This is a genomic window from Dactylosporangium sp. NPDC051484, from assembly GCF_040689395.1.
GTDB lineage: Bacteria > Actinomycetota > Actinomycetes > Mycobacteriales > Micromonosporaceae > Dactylosporangium.
Window position 1 is genome coordinate 130,509 of the sequence record NZ_JBFAZX010000009.1, and the last position, 23,437, is coordinate 153,945.

17 protein-coding genes are annotated in these 23,437 nt (G+C 73.2%); 13 read left to right on the plus strand and 4 right to left on the minus strand.

Features of this window, described 5'->3' with window-relative positions:
• The first annotated feature begins 3 nt into the window (after window positions 1-3).
• The gene (locus AB0367_RS18185; RefSeq protein WP_366227486.1) at window positions 4-2,283 is read left to right on the plus strand and encodes a glycosyl hydrolase family 18 protein; all 2,280 of its coding nucleotides are present in this window, start codon (window positions 4-6) and stop codon (window positions 2,281-2,283) included.
• A gap of 179 nt (window positions 2,284-2,462) precedes the next feature.
• Here AB0367_RS18185 and AB0367_RS18190 read toward each other — a convergent pair whose 3' ends face one another.
• Entirely contained in the window at window positions 2,463-2,921 is a 459-nt protein-coding gene (locus tag AB0367_RS18190) for a hypothetical protein (RefSeq protein WP_366227487.1), read from the minus strand.
• 566 nt (window positions 2,922-3,487) lie between these two features.
• Here AB0367_RS18190 and AB0367_RS18195 point away from each other — a divergent pair.
• The 6 genes from AB0367_RS18195 to AB0367_RS18220 all read left to right on the plus strand — a co-directional run bounded on the left by AB0367_RS18195 (window position 3,488) and on the right by AB0367_RS18220 (window position 12,199).
• The gene (locus tag AB0367_RS18195; RefSeq protein ID WP_366227488.1) at window positions 3,488-4,663 is read left to right on the plus strand and encodes an aminotransferase class I/II-fold pyridoxal phosphate-dependent enzyme; all 1,176 of its coding nucleotides are present in this window, start codon (window positions 3,488-3,490) and stop codon (window positions 4,661-4,663) included.
• Window positions 4,663-5,922: an MFS transporter gene (locus AB0367_RS18200; protein ID WP_366227489.1), complete on the plus strand. Its 1,260-nt coding sequence runs from the start codon at window positions 4,663-4,665 to the stop codon at window positions 5,920-5,922. The genes AB0367_RS18195 and AB0367_RS18200 overlap by 1 nt, the downstream gene beginning before the upstream one ends.
• The gene (locus tag AB0367_RS18205; protein ID WP_366227490.1) at window positions 5,909-6,790 is read left to right on the plus strand and encodes a methyltransferase domain-containing protein; all 882 of its coding nucleotides are present in this window, start codon (window positions 5,909-5,911) and stop codon (window positions 6,788-6,790) included. The genes AB0367_RS18200 and AB0367_RS18205 overlap by 14 nt, the downstream gene beginning before the upstream one ends.
• Window positions 6,787-9,339, plus strand: a complete 2,553-nt coding sequence (locus AB0367_RS18210; protein ID WP_366227491.1) for an MMPL family transporter — start codon at window positions 6,787-6,789, stop codon at window positions 9,337-9,339. The genes AB0367_RS18205 and AB0367_RS18210 overlap by 4 nt, the downstream gene beginning before the upstream one ends.
• The gene (locus AB0367_RS18215; protein WP_366227492.1) at window positions 9,336-10,037 is read left to right on the plus strand and encodes a CPBP family intramembrane glutamic endopeptidase; all 702 of its coding nucleotides are present in this window, start codon (window positions 9,336-9,338) and stop codon (window positions 10,035-10,037) included. The genes AB0367_RS18210 and AB0367_RS18215 overlap by 4 nt, the downstream gene beginning before the upstream one ends.
• 80 nt (window positions 10,038-10,117) lie before the next feature.
• On the plus strand, window positions 10,118-12,199 hold the full coding sequence (locus AB0367_RS18220; RefSeq protein WP_366227493.1) for a cytochrome c oxidase assembly protein: 2,082 nt from the start codon (window positions 10,118-10,120) through the stop codon (window positions 12,197-12,199).
• 43 nt (window positions 12,200-12,242) lie between these two features.
• Here the strand turns inward: AB0367_RS18220 and AB0367_RS18225 are convergent, their stop codons facing one another.
• A complete protein-coding gene (locus tag AB0367_RS18225; RefSeq protein ID WP_366227494.1) occupies window positions 12,243-12,839 on the minus strand; it encodes a copper resistance CopC family protein in 597 nt (198 codons plus the stop codon).
• Between the two features lie 212 nt (window positions 12,840-13,051).
• On the opposite strand from AB0367_RS18225, the gene AB0367_RS18230 reads away from it, so the two are divergent.
• Genes AB0367_RS18230 through AB0367_RS18245 form a run of 4 tightly spaced genes read left to right on the plus strand, consistent with a single transcriptional unit; the run spans window position 13,052 to window position 19,006 of the window.
• The gene (locus AB0367_RS18230; RefSeq protein WP_366227495.1) at window positions 13,052-14,446 is read left to right on the plus strand and encodes a cytochrome ubiquinol oxidase subunit I; all 1,395 of its coding nucleotides are present in this window, start codon (window positions 13,052-13,054) and stop codon (window positions 14,444-14,446) included.
• 14 nt (window positions 14,447-14,460) lie between these two features.
• Window positions 14,461-15,465 carry a cytochrome d ubiquinol oxidase subunit II gene (cydB, locus tag AB0367_RS18235; RefSeq protein ID WP_366227496.1) on the plus strand — a complete coding sequence of 335 codons (1,005 nt, stop codon included), beginning with the start codon at window positions 14,461-14,463 and terminating at the stop codon, window positions 15,463-15,465.
• Window positions 15,462-17,090 carry a thiol reductant ABC exporter subunit CydD gene (gene cydD, locus AB0367_RS18240; RefSeq protein WP_366227497.1) on the plus strand — a complete coding sequence of 543 codons (1,629 nt, stop codon included), beginning with the start codon at window positions 15,462-15,464 and terminating at the stop codon, window positions 17,088-17,090. Before cydB ends, cydD begins: the two co-directional genes overlap by 4 nt.
• Window positions 17,090-19,006, plus strand: coding sequence for an ATP-binding cassette domain-containing protein (locus AB0367_RS18245; RefSeq protein ID WP_366227498.1), 1,917 nt, complete (start codon window positions 17,090-17,092; stop codon window positions 19,004-19,006). Before cydD ends, AB0367_RS18245 begins: the two co-directional genes overlap by 1 nt.
• A gap of 335 nt (window positions 19,007-19,341) precedes the next feature.
• Here the strand turns inward: AB0367_RS18245 and AB0367_RS18250 are convergent, their stop codons facing one another.
• On the minus strand, window positions 19,342-21,138 hold the full coding sequence (locus tag AB0367_RS18250; protein WP_366227499.1) for an ABC transporter ATP-binding protein: 1,797 nt from the start codon (window positions 21,136-21,138) through the stop codon (window positions 19,342-19,344).
• A gap of 317 nt (window positions 21,139-21,455) precedes the next feature.
• On the opposite strand from AB0367_RS18250, the gene AB0367_RS18255 reads away from it, so the two are divergent.
• Window positions 21,456-22,913 (plus strand): MFS transporter, encoded by a 1,458-nt coding sequence (locus AB0367_RS18255; RefSeq protein ID WP_366227500.1) that lies wholly within the window; start codon window positions 21,456-21,458, stop codon window positions 22,911-22,913.
• Between the two features lie 63 nt (window positions 22,914-22,976).
• On the opposite strand, the gene AB0367_RS18260 is transcribed toward AB0367_RS18255, so the two are convergent.
• Window positions 22,977-23,144, minus strand: a complete 168-nt coding sequence (locus AB0367_RS18260) for a hypothetical protein (protein ID WP_366227565.1) — start codon at window positions 23,142-23,144, stop codon at window positions 22,977-22,979.
• Here AB0367_RS18260 and AB0367_RS18265 point away from each other — a divergent pair.
• Window positions 23,079-23,423, plus strand: a complete 345-nt coding sequence (locus AB0367_RS18265; RefSeq protein ID WP_366227501.1) for a 3-oxoacyl-[acyl-carrier-protein] synthase III C-terminal domain-containing protein — start codon at window positions 23,079-23,081, stop codon at window positions 23,421-23,423. The genes AB0367_RS18260 and AB0367_RS18265 overlap by 66 nt on opposite strands.
• The last annotated feature ends 14 nt before the right edge of the window (window positions 23,424-23,437 follow it).

Consider the following 23,437-nt stretch of genomic DNA (forward strand, 5'->3'; position numbering starts at 1 on the left):
GGCATGAGGTACCGAATCCCGTTCAGACGTGCGGTCACGGCCACTGCGCTGCTGCTGCCGGTCGCCGCCGGACTGGTGGCCCTTCCCGGCGTGGCCGCGGCTGCCACCGCACCCATTCGCGTCAATGCCCACGGAGCAGCTCTCACCGACAGCACCGGGGCGGCGTGGTCCGCCGACCAGGCCTACAGCGCCGGCAACTGGGGCTACGACACGGTCTACGGCGGCTCGTCGACGTCCACGCCGATCGCCGGCACGGCCGACGGCGCGTTGTATCAGTCGTACAACTACTTCAACAACTGGACCGGCTACAAGTTCGACGTCGCCAACGGGACCTACCAGGTCACGCTGAAGATGGTGGAGGACTGGGCCAACGGAGCGGGCCAGCGCAAGTTCGACGTGCGCATCGAGGGCACGACGGTGCTGAGCGCGTTCGACATCTTCGCGGCCTGCGGCGCGTTCACCGCCTGCGACCGGACGTTCAGCACGACCGTCTCCGACGGCCAGCTCAACGTGCAGTTCAACATGAACGGCGGCGCCAGCTACGCGACGGTCTCCGGCATCGCGGTGACCGGCGGTGGTGGCGGCGGGGCCGACACGACGCCGCCGAGCGTGCCCGGCACCCCGATCGTCACCGGCACCACATCGTCGAGCGTGTCGCTGTCGTGGGGCGCCTCGACGGACAACGTCGGCGTCACCGGGTACGACGTCTACCGGGGTTCGACGCTCGTGGCGACGGTGCCCGGCACGTCGTACACGAACACCGGGCTGGCGGCGAGCACGACGTACACGTACACGGTGAAGGCGCGTGACGCGGCCGGGAACGTCTCGGCGGCCAGCAACCAGGTGTCGGCGACCACGCAGTCCGGCGGTGGCGCCGACACGACGCCGCCGAGCGTGCCCGGCACCCCGATCGTCACCGGTGCCACATCGTCGAGCGTGTCGCTGACGTGGGGCGCCTCGACGGACAACGTCGGCGTCACCGGCTACGACGTGCTGCGTGGCGGCACGACGATCACGACGGTGAGCGGCACGTCCTACACCGACACGGGGCTGGCGGCGAGCACGACGTACACGTACACGGTGAAGGCGCGTGACGCGGCCGGTAACCTCTCGGCGGCCAGCAACCCGGTCTCGGCCATCACGCAGTCCGGTGGCGGCGGGGGAGGCGGCAACCGGGTGGTCGGCTACTTCGTCGACTGGGGCGTCTACGCCCGCAACTACCACGTCAAGAACATCGACACCAGCGGTACGGCCGCGAAGCTGAACGTCATCAACTACGCCTTCGGCAACGTCACCAACGGCCAGTGCGCGATCGGCGACAGCTACGCCGACTACGACAAGGCCTACGACGCGGCCTCCAGCGTGGACGGCGTCGCGGACACATGGGACACCGGCGCCCTGCGCGGCAGCTTCAACCAGCTGCGCAAGCTCAAGCGGAAGTACCCGGGGCTCAAGGTGGTCTGGTCGTTCGGCGGCTGGTCCTGGTCCGGCGGCCTCGGCCAGGCGGCGGCCAACCCGTCCGCGTTCGCCGACTCGTGCTACAACCTCGTCAAGGACCCGCGGTGGGCCGACGTGTTCGACGGCATCGACATCGACTGGGAGTATCCGAACGCCTGCGGGCTCAGCTGTGACACCAGCGGATCGGCCAGCTTCCGTAACCTGATGTCGGCGGTGCGCTCCCGCTTCGGCTCCGGCAGCCTGGTCACCGCCGCGATCACCGCGGACGGCAGCAACGGCGGCAAGATCGACGCGGCCGACTACGGCGGCGCGGCGCAGTACATCGACTGGTACAACGTCATGACGTACGACTACTTCGGCGCCTTCGCGGCGCAGGGCCCGACGGCGCCGCACTCGCCGCTGACCTCCTACACGGGGATCCCGACGCCCGGGTTCAACTCGGACGCGGCGATCCAGAAGCTCAAGAGCAAGGGGATCCCGGGAAGCAAGCTGCTGCTCGGCATCGGCTTCTACGGCCGCGGCTGGACCGGTGTCACGCAGAGCGCACCGGGCGGCAGCGCGAGCGGTCCCGCGCCCGGCACCTACGAGCAGGGCATCGAGGACTACAAGGTCCTCAAGAACAGCTGCCCGGCGAACGGCACCGTGGCGGGCACCGCGTACGCCTACTGCGGCAACCAGTGGTGGAGCTACGACACGCCGAGCACCATCGCCGGCAAGATGAGCTACGCCAAGAACCAGGGCCTCGCCGGCGCCTTCTTCTGGGAGATGTCCGGCGACACCGGCAACGGCGAGCTGATCACCGCGATGCGCGGCGGACTCGGATAACGACTCGGACAGCATTCGGATAACACCGGCCGCCGGAGGCCGGGGTACTCAGCCGCGGCAGAGTACCCCGACCTCCGTCTCTGTGCCGGCCGCGATCGTGTGGCCGGCCGGCCGGCTGCTACGCGCTGTGCGGGCGCGGCCGCTGCGCGCGTGGGTCGCGCTGCCGCTCGCCGCCGTGCTCATGGGCGCCGGTGCGCTGCCGTCGAGGTCGACGCGCCGGCCGGCGGTTCGCCGTCCTGGGGCGGCAGCGTTGCGCGGACCCAGCGGCGGAACGTGGCCACTGACACGGCCAGGGCGTGCTCGTCGCGGAGCCGCCGCCAAATCGCCGACTGCTTCGCGCCGGCTGCCAGCTGCGCCCGCACGAACTGCGCGTGCCGGTCGAGCTCCGGCCAGGCGACCCGGCGCAGCCGCGGGTTCGACAGCCGCGGGAACCACGCCTCCACCCGTGCCGCCCACTGCGCCGCCGGCACCGGCTCGCCGCCCGGGCGGTGGCCGGTCGCGATCGCCGGTGCCAGGTACTTGCGGATCGTCTTGCGGTCAACGCCCAGCCCGCTCGACAGCTGGTTGATCGTCCGGCCCTCATGCCAGAGGAGCAGGATGTCCGTCACCTCCGCGACCGTGAAGCTTCTCCTCGCCATCGGCCCCCTCCGATCGGACAAGGCATACGGTTACATGATTGCCGGTCAGTGCCGGTCGCCGCTGCCCCGACTCTGGGGAATTACGTGAAAAATCGCGTCCGGCCATGGGAATTCGCCTGTTCAGGGTTCTCCGAAATGGGGAATTTCGTGATCGCCGAAATAATGTTGCCTCGCCGTTAACTCGTGCACGGCGGGCCTATCAGTGCTTCGGGCGTGTTTCCAGTCGATTTCCGAAACGGTGGCCGATGGGATTCCCGGCACCCTTGAACAGTACATATGGTCCTATGTCGAGTGCCGGCTGGGCGTGGAAACGCGATGTGACCAGGCGCGGTAATGATCAGAAAGAATAGCGATTGACAACGCATTGGGCGTTGGTCATGATTCCTACCGGGACGGGGGGAGTCTCGCATTGAGCGATGCTGTGCGCCTGTGGACGCGGTAGGTCGACCGCCCAGGCTTTCATGCGAACAGAGTCATGGCACGGAATTACCTGATTGACTCGCGTCGACATCGGTCGGCGCGGCGCCATTGTGAAAGTTCTTCATCGCTCGCGAGGAGGGGACTCAATGAGCGTCGACATCTTCGAGCGCTGTCAGTCGTACGACTCGGCTCGTACCGCCCGGGAGGCTGGCCTTTACCCGTACTTCACGATGTTCGCCGGTCGCGACGCCACCACGGCCCGGCTCGGCGACCGGGACGTCATCATGTGTGGCTCCAACAACTACCTCGGCCTGACCTCCGACGAACGGGTCCGCGCCGCGGCCCGGGCGGCGATCGACGAGTACGGGTCATCGCGCACCGGATCGCGCCTGCTCAACGGCAACACGCCGTTGCACGAGGAGCTGGAGCAGGAGCTGGCCGACTTCTTCGGTACCGAGGCCGCGCTGGTCTTCCCGACCGGCCACCAGACCAACCTCGGCGTGATCGAGGCCCTGCTGTCCCGGCACGACGTCGTGCTCATCGACCGGGAGGCGCACGCCTCGATCTACGACGCGACCCGGCTGAGCCCGGCCAAGACGCTGCGGTTCGCCCACAACGACGTGGCCGACCTGGAGCGGCTGCTGCTGCGCTGCCCGCCCGACGCCGGCAAGCTGGTGGTGGTCGACGGGGTGTATTCCATGGGCGGCGACCTCTGCCCCCTGCCCGAGCTGGTCGAGGCGTGCCGCCGGCACGGAGCCCGGCTCATCGTCGACGACGCGCACGGCGTCGGCGTGCTCAGCAAGGGCCGCGGCACGGCCAGCCACTTTGGCGTGGCCGCCGGGGTCGACCTGATCACCATCACCTTCAGCAAGGCGCTGGCCTCGGTCGGCGGTGCGGTACTGGGCTCCGCGGTGGTCATCGACTACCTGCGCCACCACGCCCGCAGCCAGATTTTCAGCGCGGCCGCACCGCCTGCCACCGTGGCCGCCGCGCTTGAGGCCCTGCGCATCGTGCGCGTGGAGCCGTGGCTGTGCCAGCAGGCGATCGACAACGCCGCCTATGTGCGGCGGGAGCTGGGCCGCCTCGGCTTCCCAACGGTGCCGGGCAGCGCGCCGATCGTGAGCGTGCCGACCGGCGAGCTCGACCAGACGCTGGTGATGTGGCGCACGCTGCTGGAGCACCGCGTCTACGTCAACCCCGTGGTCCCGCCGGCCGCGTCGCCGCGGCTGCGCGCCAGCTTCATGGCCACCCACACGCAGGACCAGCTCGACCGCACTCTGGCGGCGTTCGTCCAGATGCGGGACGCGCTGGTGGCGGCGTAGTGGCGGCGGACGGCGGCCGGGTCGGCACCGCCCGGGCCCGGGCGGTGCTGGTCGTCGTGTTCCTCGGGCTCTTCGTCGACTCCCTGCTCTACAGCATCGCCGTGCCTGTGCTCCCGGCGTACTCGCGCCGGTTCGATGCCTCGGCCCTCGAGGTCGGGGTGCTGTTCGCGGCGTACGCGATGGGCCTGCTCGTCGCCTCACCGGCGGCCGGGCGGATCAGCGACCGGGCCGGCCGGCGGGTGCCGATGGTGGCCGGTTCGCTCGGCATCGCCGCCGCCACTGTGCTCTTCGCCCTCGGCGACACGTACTGGCTCCTGCTCGTCGCGCGCACCGTGCAGGGCGCGGCGGCGGCGGTGGTGTGGACGGCCGGCGTGGCGCTGATCGCCGACGCGTTCCCGGACGCCAAGCGCGGCCCGGCGATGGGCACCGCGATGGCCAGCATGTCGGTCGGGCTCATCGCCGGGCCACCGCTGGGCGGGCTGCTCTCGGCCCGCAGCGGCGAGGCGGCGCCGTTCCTGGTCGCGGCCGTGTTCGCCGGGCTCAACGTGCTGCTGCAGCTGACGGTGGTGCCCTCCGGCGACGCCCGGATCGCGCCTGAGCGGCAGCGGCGGCCCGTGCTGCGCCACCGCGACGGGCTGGTCGCGTTCGCCGCCGTGGCGGCCGCCGCCGGTGCGCTGAGCTTCGTCGAGCCGACCCTGTCGCTGTACCTCGGCGACCGTTTCCACGCCGGCGGCGGCCTGATCGGCATCTTGTTCGGCGCCGCGACCGTGGTGCACGCCGGCACCTCGATCGGTGTCGGCTACCTCGACCGCCGGGTCGGCTTCCGGGTGCTCGCCGGCGCCGGGCTGACCGGCACCGGCGGGGTCCTCGCCGGCCTGGTGCTGCCCGGCTCGACCGGCGCGGTCGCCGTCGTGCTCTGCGCGTTCGCGGTGACCATGACCTTCGCGCTGGTGCCGGCCCTGCCGGAGATGGGCCGCCTGGTCGAGCGGATCGGCGCCGGATACGGCGCCGCCTATGCCCTGTTCAACACCGCCTACGCGGTCGGGATGCTCGTCGGCCCGCTTGGCGGTGGCCTCGGCCTGACCTACGCCGGCACCCCGGTCGTCTACGCGGTCGCGGGCGGCCTCGTCGCCACCGCCGGCCTGCTCATCCTCGCCGTCGACGCGGCGCGGCGGGTCATCCCCGCGCCGGAAACCCCGCAACCGTCAGGCAGTGCCACATCGACCGATCAGACTGGAGCGATCCATGCCCACAGCTAGGCTGGCCCTGCGCGCCGCAGGCCTGATCCTGCGCGGCAAGCGGGCCGACCCCACGCCCGACTACGACGTCGCGAGCACCGGCTACGACGACTTCTTCAGCAAGGTCATGGGCGGGCACGGGCGCGGCGCGCTCGGCGAGGTCGTGATCGAGCCGGGCGACCGGGTGGTCGAGCTCGCCTGCGGCACCGGCCACCTCACCGAGGCCGTCGCCGAGCAGCTGCGGGGGCGCGGCTCGATCAAGGCCGTCGACATGTCCGGCGGCATGCTCGCCATGGCCCGCAAGCGCCTCGCCGCCCACCCCGGCCTCGACACCGAGCTGGAGCAGGGCGACATGCTGGCGTTCATCGAGCGCCAGCCCAGCCGTAGCGCCGACCTCGTCGTCTGCGGCTGGGCGATCTGCTACACCAAGCCGGCCAGGCTGCTCAGGCAGATCCACCGGGTGCTGGTGCCGGGCGGCCGGGTGGTCATCATCGAGACCCGGGACGACGCGCTCGTCCTGCTGCGCGACTCGCTGGAGGCCGTGCTCGGCTCCGACCCGTCGATGATGACCCGCATGGTGCACGTGTCGCTGCCGAAGAACCCCGGCGTGCTGCGGCGCTGGTTCGAGCAGACCGGCCTCCAGCCGCTGGTGCTGCGCGAGGGCGAGCAGGTGCTGCCGTGGAAGACCGCCGAGGAGGCGGTGGAGTGGGTCGAGCGCTCCGGCGCCGCCGCCGGGTTCCGCGACGCGATCCAGGCCTCCCGCCTGCCCGAGCTGCGCTCGAAGCTGCGTGACGAGCTGCACCGGCGGCTCGTCCAGGACCCGACGCTGCGGCTCACCCACACGTTCGTCGTCGGCGTGGCGGCCCGACCGTCGGACGCCCGCCGATGACGCGTCTGGGCACCGAGCCGACCTCCGGCACGCCGGACGTCGAGCACCGCCACCGCGGTGCGTTCGACCGGATCGCCGCGGGGATCATCCGGTACCCCAAGACGGTGATCGCGCTGTGGCTGGTCCTCATCGCCGCGACGACGCCGTTCGCGTTCCAGCTCAAGGACGTGCTGATCAAGCAGGGCGCCTCGAAGATCGTTGACGGAACCAGCAGCGCCCGGGCCGAGGACCTGGTCAACCGCGCGTTCCCGCACCGCACCGAGCGCGAGGCGGTGATCGTGCTGTCGCTGCCGGACGCGTATGACCCGGCGGTGCCGCGGCTGCTCGCCGGCCTCGACGCGCGCATCGGCGAGCGGCAGCGCACCGGCGAGATCGAGGGCACCGCGTCGGCGTACACCCTGCACCGCGACGTCGCCCTGTACTACCTCAAGGAGGCGGGCACCCAGCTGCGGCCGCAGGCGCTCGCGCTGGCCGGCGCCCCGGGCCGGCTCGCCGAGGCGTGGCCGCAGGTCGTCGACGGCGCGGTCGCCGCCGGCCAGCTGCCGGCCCGGCTCGCCGGGCCGCTGAAGACGCTCGGGCCGGATCCGGTGAACGGCGCTGTCGACCGGGCGGCCGCGGACTACGCGACCGGCACGCCGTGGCGCGACTTCGGGCTGCCGGTGCCGGCCGAGGCGCTGCGGCAGGCGGTCTCCGCCGACGGCGACACGGCGCTGATCACCGCCACGTTCAGCAAGCGGGCCGGCGCGGACCCGGACGTCGGGTTCCTGCGCGCCGCCGCGGCGGACGCGGCCGCGGCTGCCGGCCTCGGCGGCACGACGAAGGTGTACGTCACCGGCGAGCTCGCGCTGATCGCCGACACCTATGACCGGGCCGACCGGGACAACACGATCATGGAGACGGCCGCGTACATCGTGATCGGCATCGTGCTGCTGCTGTTCTTCCGCGCCGTGGTGCCGACGATCCTGACGGTCGCCATCGTCGCGCTGTCGATGAACGTCAGTCAGGCCGCGCTCTACTGGCTCGGCCACGAGGTCACGCTGACCCAGTTCACCGTAACGATCATGACGTTCGTGATGCTCGGCGCCGGTGTCGACTACAGCATGCTGCTCTCGTCGCGGTACCGCCAGCAGCGTGTGCTCGGCAAACCCGTCCGGGAGGCCGTGCTGCTGGCCACCGCCAGCGCCGGGGAGAGCGTCTTCCTCGCCGGGATCGCCGTCGTGCTCGCGTTCGGCGCGGCGCTGCTGTCGCCGGTGGACTGGGTGCCGCCGCTGGGCTACGGCGGGCTCATCGGCATCCCGATCATCCTGCTCGCCGTGCTGACGCTCACCCCGTGCGTGCTGATTCTGCTCGGCGACCGCTTCTTCGCACTCGGGTACAAGCCGATCACCGACCTGGAACAGGCCGGCGGGCTGGCCCGGCTGCTGCGACGGGTCTCCGCGCTCTCCGGCCGCCGCCGGTGGACGGTCGTGGCGGTCTTCCTGGTGCTCACCGTGCCGTTCCTCGGGCTCGTCGGCACGTCGCGGTTCACCGCCGACCCCGCCGCGCTCAGCCCGGCGACCAGCTCCAAGACCGGGTTCGACATCGTGGCCCGGGAGTGGGGCAAGAGCGCCGCGTTCCCCACCGTGATCGTCGGGCGGGCCGGGCCCGCGTCGGATCAGATCACCCCGGAGCGGTACTCCGCCGTGCACCGGCTGGCAACGCAGGTGGCCGCGGTCGACGGGGTGTCCCGCGTCGACGCGCTGACCCAACCGTTCGGCCGGGCGTGGACCGAGCAGGAGGTCAAGGACATTCCGGCCGACGTACGCCGGGACTTCCTCTCCCCGGGCGGCGTGCTGCGGTTCGTGGTCGTGCTGCGCGACGACCCGTTCAGCGACGGGGCGTACCAGACCCTCCACCGCGTCGACGGTGTGCTGGCCGCCGCCGGTCCGGACTTCGCAGGCCTGGTGGTCGGCGGCTCGACCCGCGTCGACGAGCAGTACGGCCACGCGCTCAACCGCAGCTTCTGGCAGCTGGTACTGCTGGTCTCGCTCGCCGTCGGCATCGTCCTCGTGGTCGCCCTGCGCTCGATCGTGATTCCGCTCCAGCTGATCGCGACCATCATGATCAGCAATGTCTGGGCGATCGGGATCACCGTGCTGGTCTTCGATCTCTGGCGCCACGAGGCGATCATCAACGACCTGCCGGTCTTCCTGATGATCCTCATGATGGGCCTCGGCATGGACTACGAGATCTTCCTCGTCACCCGGGTCCGCGAGCTCAACCGGGCGGGCGTCGAGGCGGAGCGCTCGATCGGCGAGGCCGTCGTCGACACCGGGCGGGTGATCGGCGCGGCAGGCCTGGTCATGACCGGTAGCCTCGGCGCCATGCTGCTGTCCTCGACGCTGATGCTGCAGCAGTACGGCGTCGGCCTGGGCACCGCCGTGCTGCTCGACGCCACGCTGATCCGGATGCTGTTCGTGCCGGCGCTGCTGCTGATCCTCAAGCGATACAACTGGTGGCTGCCGGGCCGGCGCCGCGCCACGGTCGCGCCGGCGGGCGGACCGGCGTGACCACCCTGCTCGGACGCGCCCGCACCCGGTACGAGGTGGCGCCGGCGACGGTCGCCCTCGCCGTCTATCTCGTGCTGGCCGCGGTGCGGATCTCCGGTGCGTACAACATCCCGGTCATGGTGCTGTCCATGGCGCTGACCCCGCTCGCCCTGCTGGCGGTGCCGCGGCAGCTGTGGGTCTCGGTCGGCATCTGCCCGAGCCGGACCACGCCCCGGCTCGTGGCCGGCACGGTGATCGTGGTCGCCTCCTACGCGGTGACGGTCGTCGCCTCGGTCGCCGCGTTCGGCGACGGCCAGGACGACTGGCTCACGTGGATCCCGAAGCTGTTCGGCAACCTGGTGCCCGGTCCGGTGCCGGTGCGCGCCGCGGCCATGCTGCTGTGCCTGACCCTCCTCGTGCCGCTGGTTGAGGAGGTCTGCTACCGGGGCGTGCTGTTCGACGCCGCGGAGCGCCGGCTCGGCCCGTTCGGCGCGGTGGTGGCGACGGCCGCGCTGTGGGCGGCGGTGCACCTCGGCGACTACGGTCTGAACCCGTTCTTCCCGTCGGTGATCGCCGGCAGCCTCACGTCCGTCTTCGTGATGGGCCTGGGCCTGGGCATCTGCCGCCTGCTGACCGGCTCGGTCCTGGCCTGCGTGATCGCGCAGGGGGTCGGGAACCTCGCCCTGTACGGCTGGCTGCTCGCACAGTACGGCCTCTAAAGGTCTGGCCGGGCCGTGAGGTTTCCAACGATCGCACGGTCGCGGGAACCGATCCGGCGCGGGCGACGACCACCCGCACGATGTTCACGCTACTGCGCCGGTATGTGCCGGCTTCCCCGGCCCGGCGGCTCCTCCTGGCCGCCGTCGCGGTCGCCGGGCTGCTGCTGACGCTGATCGTGGCCCTGCGCTTCGGCGGCGCGGTCGCCGGCGACCGCATCCCCGGCCTGCCGGACCCGGGCGGGTGGACGCGGTGGGGCCTGCCGGTGACCCGGGCGGCCGTCGACGTGTTCGGCACTCTGACGGTGGGCTGGTGCGTGATGGCGGCGTTCTTGCTGCCCGGTACCGCCGCGCCACCCGGCGAGCCTGGCGAGCCCGGTGCGGCGACCGACGGCGCCGAGCAACGCGGCCGCGGGCAGCTGGTCGGGCCGGCCGCCTACCGGCTGCTGCGCCGCGCCTCGTGGTGGGCCGGCGGCTGGGCCCTGGCCAGCGTGGTGATGCTGCCGCTGACGCTGTCGGACCTGCTCGGCATGCCGGTCGGCCAGGTGTCGTGGGCGGGCGTGCGCAGCCTGGCCTGGTCGGTGGCGCAGGGCCGGTCCGCGCTGATCCAGGCGGTGCTCGCCGTGGTGGTGGCGGTGGCGTGCCGGGCGGTGCTGACCCGCACGGCCGCGGGTGTGGTGGCGGTGCTGGCGTGCGCCGGGCTGGTGCCGCCCGCGCTGACCGGGCACGCCGCCGGGGCCGGGAATCATCAGGTCGCGGTGACCAGCCTCGCCGTGCACATCGTCGCCGCCGCGCTCTGGGCCGGCGGCCTGGCCGCGCTGCTCGTGCTGCGCTCCGACCGGGTGCTGGGCGTCGCGGCGGCCGGTTACCGCCGGCTGGCCCTCGGGTGCTGGGTGGCGGTAGCGCTCAGCGGCCTGGCCAGCGCGGCGGTGCGGCTCGGCGCGGTGGAGGAGCTGTGGCACTCCCGGTACGGCCTCCTCGTGCTCGGCAAGACCGCCGCGCTCGTCGCGGCCGGGGTCCTCGGTGCCGTGCACCGCACCCGCACCCTGCCCGCGCTGCGGGCCGGGCGGCCGGGCGCGTTGCGCCGGCTGGCCGCCGGCGAACTGCTGCTGTTCGCCGCCACGTTCGGCCTGGCCGTGGCCCTGTCGCGGGCCCCGGCGCCGGTACCCGCCGATCCGGTCCAGACCGATCCGGTGACCGACCTGCTCGGCTTCGCCGCACCCGCGCCGCTGAGCGCCGTGCGGGTGTTCTGGCCGCCGCTGGTCGACGCCTACTTCCTGGCCTTGGTCGCGGCCGGGATCGGTGCGTACGCGGCCGGGGTGTGGCGGCTGCGGCGGGGCGGGCACCATTGGCCGGTCGCCCGGACCGCGAGCTGGCTGGGCGGGATGCTGCTGCTCGGTCTGTTCACGGTGGGCGGGATCGCCCGCTACGCCTATGTGCTGTTCTCCGCGCACATGGCCCAGCACATGGTGCTCGGCATGGTGGTGCCGATCCTGCTGGTCGGCGGCGCCCCGATCACCTTGGCGCTGCGCACGCTGCGCCCGCCGGCCGACCCGGCGGTCCGGGGTGCCCGGGACTGGCTGATGCTGGCCCTGCACAGCCGGCTGGCGCGGCTGCTGTCGCATCCGCTCGTGGCGCTCGCGCTGTACGTGGTGAGCCTGTACGCGCTGTACTTCAGCGACCTGCTCGGCGTGCTGATGCGCTACCACCTCGGGCACCTGGCGATGCTGACGCACTTCGTGGCGGTCGGGTTCCTGTTTTACTGGGTGCTCATCGGCGTCGACCCCGGCCGGCGTGCGGTCCCGCCGCCGATGCTGGTGCTGCTGCACTTCGCCGGCATGGCCTTCCACGCCTTCCTCGGCCTCGCCCTGATGCAGTCCCGCACCGTGATCGCCCCGGGCTGGTATACCGCCGTCCACCCGGCCTGGGCCGACAACCTGCTTGCCGACCAGCACGTGGGCGCCGGGCTGGCGTGGGGCTTCGGTGAGATCCCCGCCGCGGCGATCCTGCTGCTGCTCGTGGTCCGGTGGATCCGCGCCGACGAGCGTGAGCAGCGCCGTCTTGACCGGGCCGCGGACCGGGCCGAGGCCACCGGCGAGGAGGACGACCTGGCGCGGTACAACGCGTTCCTGCGCGCGGCCGCGGCGGAGGCCGAACGCCGCTGATCGACGGCTGCGCCGGGTGGTGGCGCGTTCGAGCCCCGCCCGGTCAGCCGCCTGCCGCGCGCCTGCGCCGGGACCATAGCCAGCCACCGGCCGCCGCCGGCACGAGCACGACCGCGGCGACGATCCACCACCACGCCGTGGCCGGTGAGTCCTGCCCGCTGGAGGCCGGCTGGTCGGCTGCCGGGCTCGGCGCGGCCGCGGCGGACCCTGCGGCGGATCCCGTCGTGGCCGGGCTCGGCGATGCGGCGGCGCTCGCGGGCGGTGGCGCCGCGTTGGTGAACGTGAACTGGCCCTCGATCGGGTGGCCGTCGGCGGAGACCGTCCGCCACGCCACCCGTACCGGTCCCGGCGGCAGCGCGCCGACCGCCTGGATCAGGGTCGAGTCCACCGCCCGCGGCGCGCCCTGCGCGTGGCCCGCGCCGTCGGCGCCGGTGACCACGACGGTGCTGAACCGCGACTTGACCGGCGCGTTGAAGGTCAGGGTCACTTCGGTGATCGGCGTGGTCACGCTCGCGCCGTCGGCGGGGTCCGTGGACACCAGCCGCTCGTGCGCCCAGGCCGGCTGTGCCGGCAGCAGGATGACGAGCAGGGCGGCGGCGGTCGCGGCCAGGGCCGCGCGAGGGGTCGCGGGCAGTCGCATGCGTTCCATCCTGAACCACCGTCCGGCGCGGTCCGGCGCTCGGCGGCCCGCGAGTGAGATGACCGACCGCCGGGAACCGTCCGCCGTCCCGGGGCGACTACCCGGATGTCGCGCACCGGCGCGCGAGCCGCCCCGTGGGGCCCCTGCGGCCCGGTGGTGATGGGACTTTCGGCCCTGATCCGCTACGGCGGGCGGTGCGCAGAATCTGCGTCATGGACGCCCTCGATCTTGCCCGGTGGCAGTTCGCGATCACCACCGTGTACCACTACATCTTCGTACCGATCACGATCGGTCTCTCCGCGCTCGTGGCGGGGCTGCAGACCGCGTGGGTGCGCACCGGGCGGGAGGAGTACCTGCGGGCCACGAAGTTCTGGGGGAAGCTCTTCCTGATCAACTTCGCGATGGGCGTCGTGACCGGCATCGTGCAGGAGTTCCAGTTCGGCATGAACTGGAGCGCCTACTCGCGATTCGTCGGCGACATCTTCGGCGCGCCGCTGGCGATCGAGGGGCTGCTCGCGTTCTTCATGGAGTCGACGTTCCTCGGCCTGTGGATCTTCGGCTGGGACCGGTTGCCGAAGCGGGTGCACCTGGCCACGATCTGGCTGGCCTCGATCGGCACGATGCTGTCGGCATACTTCATCCTCGCCGCGAACTCGTGGATGCAGCACCCGGTCGGCTACACCATCAACGCCGAGCGGGGCCGGGCCGAGCTCACCGACATCGGCGCCGTGCTCACCAACAGCACCGCGCTGGTCACCTTCCCGCACACGATCACCGCGTGCTTCCTGACCGCCGGCGCGCTGCTGCTCGCGGTCAGCGCCTGGCACCTGCGCCGGGGCAACCAGGTCGAGGTGTTCCGGCCCGGCCTGCGGCTGGGCGCCTGGGTGGTGCTGATCGCCGGCGTCGGTGTGCTCATCACCGGCGACCTGCAGGCCCGCATCATGACCGAGCAGCAGCCGATGAAGATGGCCGCCGCCGAGGCCCTCTACGAGACCAGTAAGCCCGCGTCCTTCTCGTTGTTCACCATCGGGTCGCTGGACGGGCGCGAGGAGGTGGCAAGCGTCCGCATCCCGTCGCTGCTGTCGTTCATGGCCACCGGCAGCCCGTCCGGCGAGGTCGAAGGGATCAACGACCTGCAGCGGCAGTACGTCCAGAAGTACGGCGAAGGCGACTACGTGCCCAACGTCCCGGTCACGTACTGGTCGTTCCGCCTGATGATCGGCTTCGGCGCGCTCGCCATGGCGGTGGCCGCGCTCGCGCTGTGGAGCACCCGCAAGGGCCGCCGGCCGGCCGGGCGCTGGCTGTGGCTGGCCGCGATCTCCACGGTCACGATGCCGTTGCTGGCCAACTCGTTCGGCTGGATCTTCACCGAGGTGGGCCGCCAGCCGTGGACCGTCTTCGGGGTGTTCAAGACCGAGCAGAGCGTCTCGCCGTCGGTGTCCACCGCGAACGTGGCGACCTCGCTCATCGTCTTCACGGTGTTGTACGGCGCGCTGGCCGTCATCGAGCTCATGCTCATGCTGCGCTACGCCCGGGCCGGCGCACCGGAAACTGTCGTACCCCCCGGCGAAGATGAGCCGGACCGTCCGCTCGCGTTCGCGTACTGAAGGCAGGCGCCGTCATGGCACTCACCACCGTCTGGTTCATCCTGATCGCCGTGCTCTGGGCCGGCTACTTCCTCCTGGAGGGCTTCGACTTCGGCGTCGGCATGCTGCTGCCGGTCCTCGGCCGCGACGAGCGCGAGCGGCGCCTGCTCATCAACACGATCGGCCCGGTCTGGGACGGCAACGAGGTCTGGCTGCTCGTCGCGGGCGGCGCCACCTTCGCCGCGTTCCCCGAGTGGTATGCCACCCTGTTCTCCGGCTTCTACCTGCCGCTGCTGATCATCCTCGTGGCGCTGATCCTGCGCGGCCTGGCCTTCGAGTATCGCGGCAAGGTGGACAGTCCACGGTGGAGGCGCCGCTGGGACCTCGCGATCATCGGCGGCAGCCTGGTGCCCGCGCTGCTGTGGGGCGTCGCGTTCGGCAACATCGTGCGCGGCGTGCCGCTGGACGCCCAGCACGAGTACACGGGCTCGCTGCTGACCCTGCTCAACCCGTACGCGCTGCTCGGCGGACTGACCACGCTGTCGCTGTTCGCGCTGCACGGCGCGGTCTTCCTGGCCCTGAAGACCGACGGCGACGTGCGGCAGCGGGCCGGCCGGCTCGCGTGGCGGCTCAGCCTGCCGGCGGTGGCACTGGCCGGCGCGTTCCTGCTGTGGACCCAGCTGACCCACGACGACGCCTGGGGCTGGGCGCTGTCCGCAGCCGCCGCGGTGGCGCTGGTCGCGGCGCTCCCGGCCATCCGCGCCCGGCGCGAGGGCTGGGCGTTCCTGGCCACCGCCGTGACGCTGGTGCTCGCCGTCGCGGCGCTGTTCGTCACGCTCTTCCCCGACGTCATGCCCACCACCCTCGAAGGCGGGCAGAGCCTCACGGTGACCAACGCGGCCTCCTCGCCGTACACGTTGAAGGTGATGACCTGGGTCGCGGTGTGCTTCACGCCGCTCGTGCTGGGCTACCAGTCCTGGACGTACTGGGTGTTCCGCCGCCGGCTGCGGGTGGAGCACATCCCGGCGGCGCACCCGTGAGACCGCTGGATCCCCGGCTGCTGCGCCACGCCCGGGCCGCGCGGACCTACCTCGCGCTGTCCGTGGCGCTCGGCGCGGCGCTGGCCGCCCTGCTCGTCGCGCAGGCGACCCTGCTCGCCGATGCCATCACCGACGTCTACCTGCACGGCGCGGACCTGCGCCGGATCGCACCGGCGCTGGGCTGGCTGGCCGCGGTCGTCGCCGCGCGGGCGGCCGTCGCCTGGGCGCAGGAGGCCGCCGCGACCCGGTCCGCGGCCGCGGTCAAGCACCAGCTACGGGCCCGGCTGCTGGCCCACGTGGCGGCGCTCGGCCCGGGCGCCGCCCCGCCGAGCGGGACGGTCGCCACGCTGGCCACCCGGGGGCTTGACGCGCTCGACGCCTACTTTTCGCGATACCTGCCGCAGCTGGTCCTCGCCGCGCTCGTGCCGGTCATCCTGCTCGTGCGCATCGCGCCGGCCGACCTCGTCGCCGCCGGCACGATGGCCGTCACGCTGCCGCTCATCCCGCTCTTCATGGCGCTGGTCGGGCTGCACACCGAGGCCGCCAACCAGCGGCAGTTCCGGCTGCTGAGCCGGCTGTCGCACCACTTCCTCGACGTCGTGGCCGGTCTGGCGACGCTGCGCGTCTTCGGCCGGGCCGGGCGGCAGGCCCAGGTGATCGCCCGGATCAGCACCGAGCAGCGCCGGGTCACGATGCGAACGCTGCGGCTGGCGTTCCTGTCCTCCCTCGTGCTCGAGCTGCTGGCCACCCTCTCCGTGGCGCTCGTCGCGGTCGGCATCGGGCTGCGCCTGGTCGACGGGCGGCTCGGCCTGGCCACCGCGCTGCTGGTGCTGATCCTGGCCCCGGAGGTGTACCTTCCGCTGCGCCAGGTCGGCGCCAACTACCACGCCAGCGCCGAGGGCCTCGCCGCCGCGGCCGACGTCTTCGCGGTGCTGGAGACCCCGCTGCCCGAGCGGGGCGCGGCCCCGCCGCCGGCAGGCACGATCCGGTTCGACAAGATGGTGGTACACCACCCCGGCCGCCCCCCGCTGCCGCCGTTCAGCGCCGAGGTGCGCCCCGGCGAACTGGTGGCGCTGACCGGCCCGAGCGGCTGCGGCAAGTCGACCGTGCTGGCCGTGCTGATGGGCTTCGCCACGCCGCAGAGCGGCACCGTGACGGTCGACGGCACCGATCTGTCCACAGTGGACCCAGATGGCTGGCGGCAACGGGTGGCGTGGCTGCCACAGCGGCCCTGGCTGTTCGCCGGCACGATCGCGGACAACATCCGCCTGGGCGCGCCGGAGGCCGACGACGCGGCGGTCCGGCACGCGGCCGCCCGCGCCGGCGCGCTGGACTTCGTCGAGGCGCTGCCCGACGGCCTCGGCACCCGCATCGGCGATGACGGCGCGGGCCTGTCCGCCGGGCAGCGCCAGCGCATCGCCCTCGCCCGGGTCTTCCTGCGCGGCGCGCCGTTGGTGCTGCTCGACGAGCCGACCGCGGGCCTGGACGCCGCGACCGAGGCCGACATCCTGGCCGCGATCCGTGCCCACGCCGCCGGCCGGACCGTGATCCTGGTGGCGCACCGGCCCGCGCTGCTCGCCGCCGCCGACCGCGAGATTCCGCTGACCCCGGCGGGGGTGTCCTGATGGGCGGGCTGCGCATCGTGGCGGGCCCGGCGCGGGCGGCGGCCGGCCGGCTGACCCTGGCCGTGCTGGCCGGCCTCGGCGCCGCCGGCGCGGCGGTCGGGCTCATGGCCACCTCAGCCTGGCTCATCTCCCGCGCCGCCCAGCACCCGCCGGTGCTGCACCTCATGGTCGCCATCGTCGCCGTGCGCGCGTTCGGCATCGGCCGGGGCGTGCTGCGCTACGCCGAGCGGCTGGCCGGGCACGACGCCGCCCTGCGAATGCTCGGCGACCTGCGGGTGCGCGCCTACCGGCGGCTGGTGCCGCTCGCACCGGCCGGGCTGGCCGGCTTCCGCCGCGGCGATCTCGCGGCTCGCCTCGCCGCCGACGTCGACGCCGTCCTCGACCTCGTCGTGCGGGTGTGGCTGCCGATCGTCGTGGCCGGGGTGATCGGCCTGGCCTCGGTGCTGCTCGTCGGCGCCCTGCTGCCCGCCGCGGGCGCCGCGCTCGCCGCCGGCCTGCTCGCGGCCGGCGTCGGGGTACCACTGCTGCAGTCCGCGCTGGTCCGCCGCGCCGACGCCCGGCTCGCCCCACTGCGCGGCACCCTCGCCGCCGGCGCCACCGACCTGGTGCACGGCCTGCCCGACCTGATCGCGGCCGGCGCCACCGGCACGGCCCTCGCCGCGCTGGAGCGCACCGACCGGGAGCTGCTCGCCGCGACCCGCCGCTCCAGCGCCCTGGCCGGCGTCTCGGCCGCGGTCACCGCGGCCTGCGCGGGCCTCAGCGTCCTGGCCGGTCTCGCCGCGGGCGCGGTCGCCGTGCGCTCCGGGGCGCTGCCGGGCGAGCTGCTTGCCGTCGTCGTCCTCACACCGCTGGCGGTGTTTGAGACCGTCGCCGCCGTGCCGGTCGCCGCGCAGGGCCTCGCCGCCGCGCGCGCCGCCCTGCGCCGCCTCGCCGAGATCGCGGCCGTCCCGGACCCCGCACCCGACCCGGCATCGCCGGTCGCTTTGCCGGTGGTGTCGCCGGTGGCTTTGCCGGTTGCGTCAGGGGTGTCGTCGCCCGTCTCGCAGTCCGTCGCGTCGGCGGTGTCGCCGCCGGTCGCGTCGCCTGTCGTTTCACCGGTCGCGTCGGGGGTGTCGTCGCCTGTCGCGCTGTCCGTTGCGTCGGTGTCGTCGCCCGTGGCGTCGCCGGTCGGGAGCTGCGGGCGGCCGCCGGTGGTGCGCGTCGAGCACGTCGCCGCCGCCTGGGCGGCCGATCGGCCGGTGCTGCACGACCTGTCGTTCACGCTGCGGCCCGGCCGCCGCGTCGCGCTGGTCGGGCCGAGCGGCGTCGGCAAGAGCACCGTCGCCGCGCTGCTGCTGCGCTGGCTGGACCCCACCGCGGGCCGGGTCACCCTCGGCGGCGTCGACCTGCGCGACCTGCGCGGCGACGACGTGCGACAGGTGATCGGCTACCTCGGCGACGACGCCTACCTGTTCGACACCACCATCGAGGCCAACCTGCGCATCGCTCGGCCGGAGGCCACCGGTGCGCAGCTGGAGGCGGCCCTGGCCGCCGCGCGGCTCGACGGCTGGGTCCGGTCCCTTCCCGACGGGCTCGGCACGCTCGTCGGCGAGCACGGCGCGGCCGTCTCCGGCGGCCAGCGGCGCCGCCTCGCCCTGGCCCGGGCGCTGCTGGCCGGCTTCCCGGTGCTGATCCTGGACGAGCCGACCGAGCACCTCGACGAACAGACCGCCGACGAGCTGCTCGACGATCTGCTGGACGCCGCCCAGGGGCGCACCGTCCTGCTCATCACCCACCGCAGCGACGTGCTGGATCGCGTCGACGAGGTCGTGTCACTGGCGCCCTATTCCGCCCCGCGGCCGGGGGAGCCGTCGCACCACCCGGCGACGGCGGACGACAACGTACCGCAGCGGCACCGCGCGCCGGCCCGGCTCTGACCGCGTGTTCGCGCGGGTAACCGGACGCGCGAGCTGCCCAGCAGATCCGTACGTGCCACTCGTCGCGGCATACGGCTCACGCAAGCCCCGGAGGGCGTGTCAGGCAAGCGCTGGCAGTGCGAGTGAACCAGGCGGGTGTCGTCCGCTGTGGCCGTGTCCGCGAGGGCGGTCACGTGGTGCTTGGCGATCGCTGTGCGGGTGACCCGATGCCAGTGTTCCCACTCTGTCGGGCTGCGTGGTTCGGGCGTCCTGTTCCCGCCACGAGCTTCCGCCTCCCTCACGGTTGGCCTACCACCACACCAGGTGCGGTGGACCTGACGGGGCAGAGTCCCAAATTACACGGGCAGGCGCGGCACCGCGGCGAGCAGTTGCCGGGTGTACGGGTGCTTCGGGCGCTCGAAGACCTCGTCGACCGGGCCGCGCTCGACGACGGCGCCGTCCTTCATCACCAGCACGTCGTCGCTGAGGTATCGGATGACGCCGAGATCGTGGGAGATGAACAGCATCGCCAGCCCCTGCCCGGCCTGCAGCTGCGCGAGCAGGTCAAGGATCTGCGCCTGGATCGAGACGTCCAGCGCCGACACCGGTTCGTCGCAGACCAGCAGCTGCGGGCCGGGCGCGAGGGCCCGGGCGATGGCCACCCGCTGCCGCTGACCGCCGGACATCTCGGCGGGCCGGCGCTCGGCCAGCGCCGCCGGCAGGCCGACGGTGTCGAGCAGTTCGGCGACGCGGCAGCGCCGGGCCGAGCGGTCGGGCAGGCCGGACAGCGCCTCGCCGATCACCTGGGCCGTGGTGAACCGCGGGTCGAACGCGCCGAGCGGGTCCTGGTGGATGAGCTGGATCCGGCCGCGGTGCGGGCGGCGGTCGCGCTCAGGCAGGGCGCTCCAGGCCGCGCCGGCGAAGCGGACCTCGCCAGCGTCCGGGCGCAGCAGGCCCATCGCGATGCGGGCGACGGTGCTCTTGCCGGAGCCGGACTCGCCGACGATGCCCAGCGTCCGGCCGCCGGCCACGGTGAAGGACACGTCGTGGACGGCGGCGCGTGGGGTCCCGTCGGGCTGCCGGTACCGCTTGGTGACCTCGCGGACCTCCAACAGCGTCTCGCCGGCCGTTGCGGGCGGGGCCCGGCGGGGGCGGGCGGAGGGGACCGCGGCGATCAGCTTGCGGGTGTACGCGTGGGACGCGGCGCCCAGCACCTGCCGCGGGGGGCCGGACTCGACGATCGCCCCGTCGCGCATCACGGCGATGTGATCGGCCATCCGGGCCACCACGGCCAGGTCGTGGCTGATCATCAGCAGCGCGGTGCCGTCCGACTTGAGCTCCTCCAGCAGTTGCAGTACCTGCGACTGTACGGTCACGTCCAGGGCGGTGGTGGGCTCGTCGACGACGAGGACCGGCGGCGCGGCGATCACCGCGGAGGCGATCAGCGCCCGTTGCCGCAGGCCGCCGGAGAGCTGGTGCGGGTACTGCTCGGCGCGCAGCCGCGGCTCGGGCACCCCGGCAGCGGCGAGCGCCTCGATGACCCGCGCCGCGCGGGCGTCCCGCGGGACCAGGCGGTGGCGGCGCAGCGGCTCGCCGACGTCGCGGCGCACCCGGTGCAGCGGGTTGAGCGAGCCGAGGGCGTCCTGCAGCACCAGGCCGAGGTCCCGGCCGCGAACCTGGCGCCACTGCCGCTCCGACAGGGTGGTGAGGTCGAGCCCGGCCAGGCGCAGCGCGCCGGCGGTGACGGTAGCGTTCGGGCCGGCCAGGCCGAGCAGCGCCCGCGCGGTCGCGCTCTTGCCGGAGCCGGACTCGCCGACGATCGCCAGGCACTGCCCGGCGTGCAGCGTGAAGCCGATGCCGCGGACCGCCTCGACGGTGCCCGCCCCGGTCCGGCAGGCCCGGACCGGATCTGTCGCGGCAGGGCCCGCTCGGCGCCCGGCGAGGGCCGCCCGCCCAGCACCCCGCGGGCCCGGCGGGAGCTCTGGGTGCTCGATCAGCCGGCGCAGTCCGGCGTCACGGTCGCCGAGGACGGCGGCGAGGTCGACGAGGCTGGCCGCGGTCAGCGCCTGCCGTTGCGGGGGATCGAGGCCGGCGCTGGCGTTGACTTGGGCAGTCGCGGCGGCGGCGTGCGGGATGCCGACCCGCGCAGCCACGTCTTGTGCTTCAGCAAGCGGTCCAGGTGCTCCCGGCCGATGCCGAAGGTGATCAGGAACGTCTCGGCCGGCAGGGCGGTGGTGAAGTCGGCGACGAACTCCGCACCGGCGCTGCGCCTTGCACCGGCCTAGCTGCGGTCTAAAGGGGACACTGCCCGGGCGGCGGCCTCACCGGTTGTTGCGCAGGCCGTCGCAGGCAGATACCGTTCGAGTGAAACGGAAACGAATTCCGATTCCGCATCGCCTAAATCCGTATCGTGCCGAACGGGCCGCTCCGCCGGGAGCCGGTTCCGGGCTACCGCCTGCGAAGGAACATCATGAGTGAGCGCGGTCAGAGCTCCACCGCCACGCGGGCGGCCGGCGGCGAGCCGGCCGCCCCACACCCGCCGAGGAAGGCGCTGATCCTCGGCATCATCCTCACCTGCCAGCTGATGGTCGTGCTGGACGTGACCATCGTGAACATCGCCCTACCGCGGGTCGAGCAGGACCTGAGCTTCTCCGCCGCCGGCGGCGCCTGGGTGCTCAACGGCTACACCCTGGCCTTCGGCGGCCTGCTGCTGATGGCCGGCCGGGCCGGTGACGCCTTCGGCCGCCGCCGGATCCTGCTGGCCGGCATCACCCTGTTCACCATCGCGTCGCTGGTCGGCGGCGTCGCGCCGGCCGCGGGCGTGCTCATCGCCGCGCGGGTGGCGCAGGGCGTCGGCGCGGCGCTCACCGCACCGAGCGTGCTGGCGCTGCTCGCCTCCAACTTCTCCGAGGGCGCCGAGCGCAACAAGGCCCTCGGCACGTTCTCGATGGTGCTCGGGCTCGGCCTCACCCTCGGCTTCGTGCTCGGCGGCGCGCTGGCCTCGGCGTCCTGGCGGTGGGTGTTCTTCGTGAACGTCCCGTTCGGGGCGATCGCCGTGGTGCTGATCCTGCTGTACCTGCGCGAGACCGAGCGGCACCAGGCGCGCTTCGACACCGTCGGCGCGCTGCTGTCCACGGCCGGCATGGTGGCGCTCGTCTACGCGCTGATCCACGCCGCCTCCGACGGCTGGTCCAACGGCGTCACGATCGGCGGCCTCGTCCTCGGCGTGGTGCTGCTGGTGGCGTTCGTGGCCGTGGAGCGCGGCACGGGCGCGCCGATCATGCCGCTGCGGCTGGTGACCGAGCGGAACCGGGCCGCGGCGTATCTCAACAACCTGCTGCTTCCCGCGGCCACCACCGGCATGCTGTTCCTGCTGTCGCAGTACATGCAGGAGGTGCACGGGTACGGGCCGCTGCGCACCGGTGTGGCGTTCCTGCCGCAGGCTGCCGCGCAGTTCATCGCCGCCCGGACCGCGCCGAAGCTGGTGCCGAAGCTCGGCGCCAAGCGGCTGACTCTGCTGGGCACCGCCCTGGTGCTCGTCGCCGCCGCGTGGCTCAGCCAGGTCGGCGCCGACAGTGCCTACCCGGTGCACCTGCTGGGGCCGCTGATCCTGCTCGGCGCGGGCCTCGGCATGAGCTTCATGCCGTTGACCATGACCGTGCTCGCGGGGCTGCCGCCGGCCGAATCCGGCGCCGCATCCGGCCTGCTACAGGCGATGCAGCAGATGGGCGTCTCGCTCGGCGTGGCCGTACTGATCACCGTGTACGGCAGTGTCGTGCGCGGCGCCGCCCCGGACGGCGTGCAGCGGACGCTGCAGGCGCACGGCTTCGCCGACGCCTTCGGCACCGCCGCTGTCCTGGCGGCCGCGGCCCTGCTCGTCGCCGCGATCGTGATCCAGACCCGCAAGCCGGCCCCGGCCAAGGCGTAGGCGCGGACGGCCCCGGCTTGCGTGTTCCCGGCCCACCGACCGCGGTGGGCCGGGAACACGTGTTCACACCCGCCGCGCGGTCTCGGGCGCGCTCAGCGTCCGCGCCGCGTCGCGCAGCCCGCGCGGGTCGTTCCAGCCCAGGGCGCCGACGGCCCGGCCGTCGTCGTGGTACACCGCGACGAACCGGCGCTGCTGCGGCGACCCGGACCACATCCGCACCTCGGCGCGCACGACCTGCTCGACGGCCTCGGCTGGTCGGCCGGCGAGGTGGACTACGTCCTGCCGCCGCAGCTGTCGACCCGGATGACGGCCCGGATCGTGGAGCGCCTCGGCCTTGCCGGAGCCGAGGAGGTCTCCTGCATCGTCGACACCGGCAACACCGGCAACGCGCTGCCGTTCCTGCAGCTGGAGCGGGCGCTGGGCGAGATGGCGCCGGGTGACCGCGCGGTCGCGGTGGCAGTCGAGTCCAGCAAGTGGATCAAGGCCGGGTTCACGTTCGAGCGGATCTGAGCGGCGGCAGTCCC

Bases quoted from the DNA above. Each gene is read 5' to 3' on its own strand.
- AB0367_RS18205 (WP_366227490.1), top strand. From the start codon at position 5,909: ATGCCCACAGCTAGGCTGGCCCTGCGCGCCGCAGGCCTGATCCTGCGC.
- AB0367_RS18255 (WP_366227500.1), top strand. From the start codon at position 21,456: ATGAGTGAGCGCGGTCAGAGCTCCACCGCCACGCGGGCGGCCGGCGGC.
- AB0367_RS18220 (WP_366227493.1), top strand. From the start codon at position 10,118: ATGTTCACGCTACTGCGCCGGTATGTGCCGGCTTCCCCGGCCCGGCGG.
- AB0367_RS18245 (WP_366227498.1), top strand. From the start codon at position 17,090: ATGGGCGGGCTGCGCATCGTGGCGGGCCCGGCGCGGGCGGCGGCCGGC.
- AB0367_RS18185 (WP_366227486.1), top strand. From the start codon at position 4: ATGAGGTACCGAATCCCGTTCAGACGTGCGGTCACGGCCACTGCGCTG.
- AB0367_RS18225 (WP_366227494.1), bottom strand. From the start codon at position 12,839: ATGCGACTGCCCGCGACCCCTCGCGCGGCCCTGGCCGCGACCGCCGCC.
- AB0367_RS18190 (WP_366227487.1), bottom strand. From the start codon at position 2,921: ATGGCGAGGAGAAGCTTCACGGTCGCGGAGGTGACGGACATCCTGCTC.
- AB0367_RS18210 (WP_366227491.1), top strand. From the start codon at position 6,787: ATGACGCGTCTGGGCACCGAGCCGACCTCCGGCACGCCGGACGTCGAG.
- AB0367_RS18195 (WP_366227488.1), top strand. From the start codon at position 3,488: ATGAGCGTCGACATCTTCGAGCGCTGTCAGTCGTACGACTCGGCTCGT.
- cydB (WP_366227496.1), top strand. From the start codon at position 14,461: ATGGCACTCACCACCGTCTGGTTCATCCTGATCGCCGTGCTCTGGGCC.
- AB0367_RS18230 (WP_366227495.1), top strand. From the start codon at position 13,052: ATGGACGCCCTCGATCTTGCCCGGTGGCAGTTCGCGATCACCACCGTG.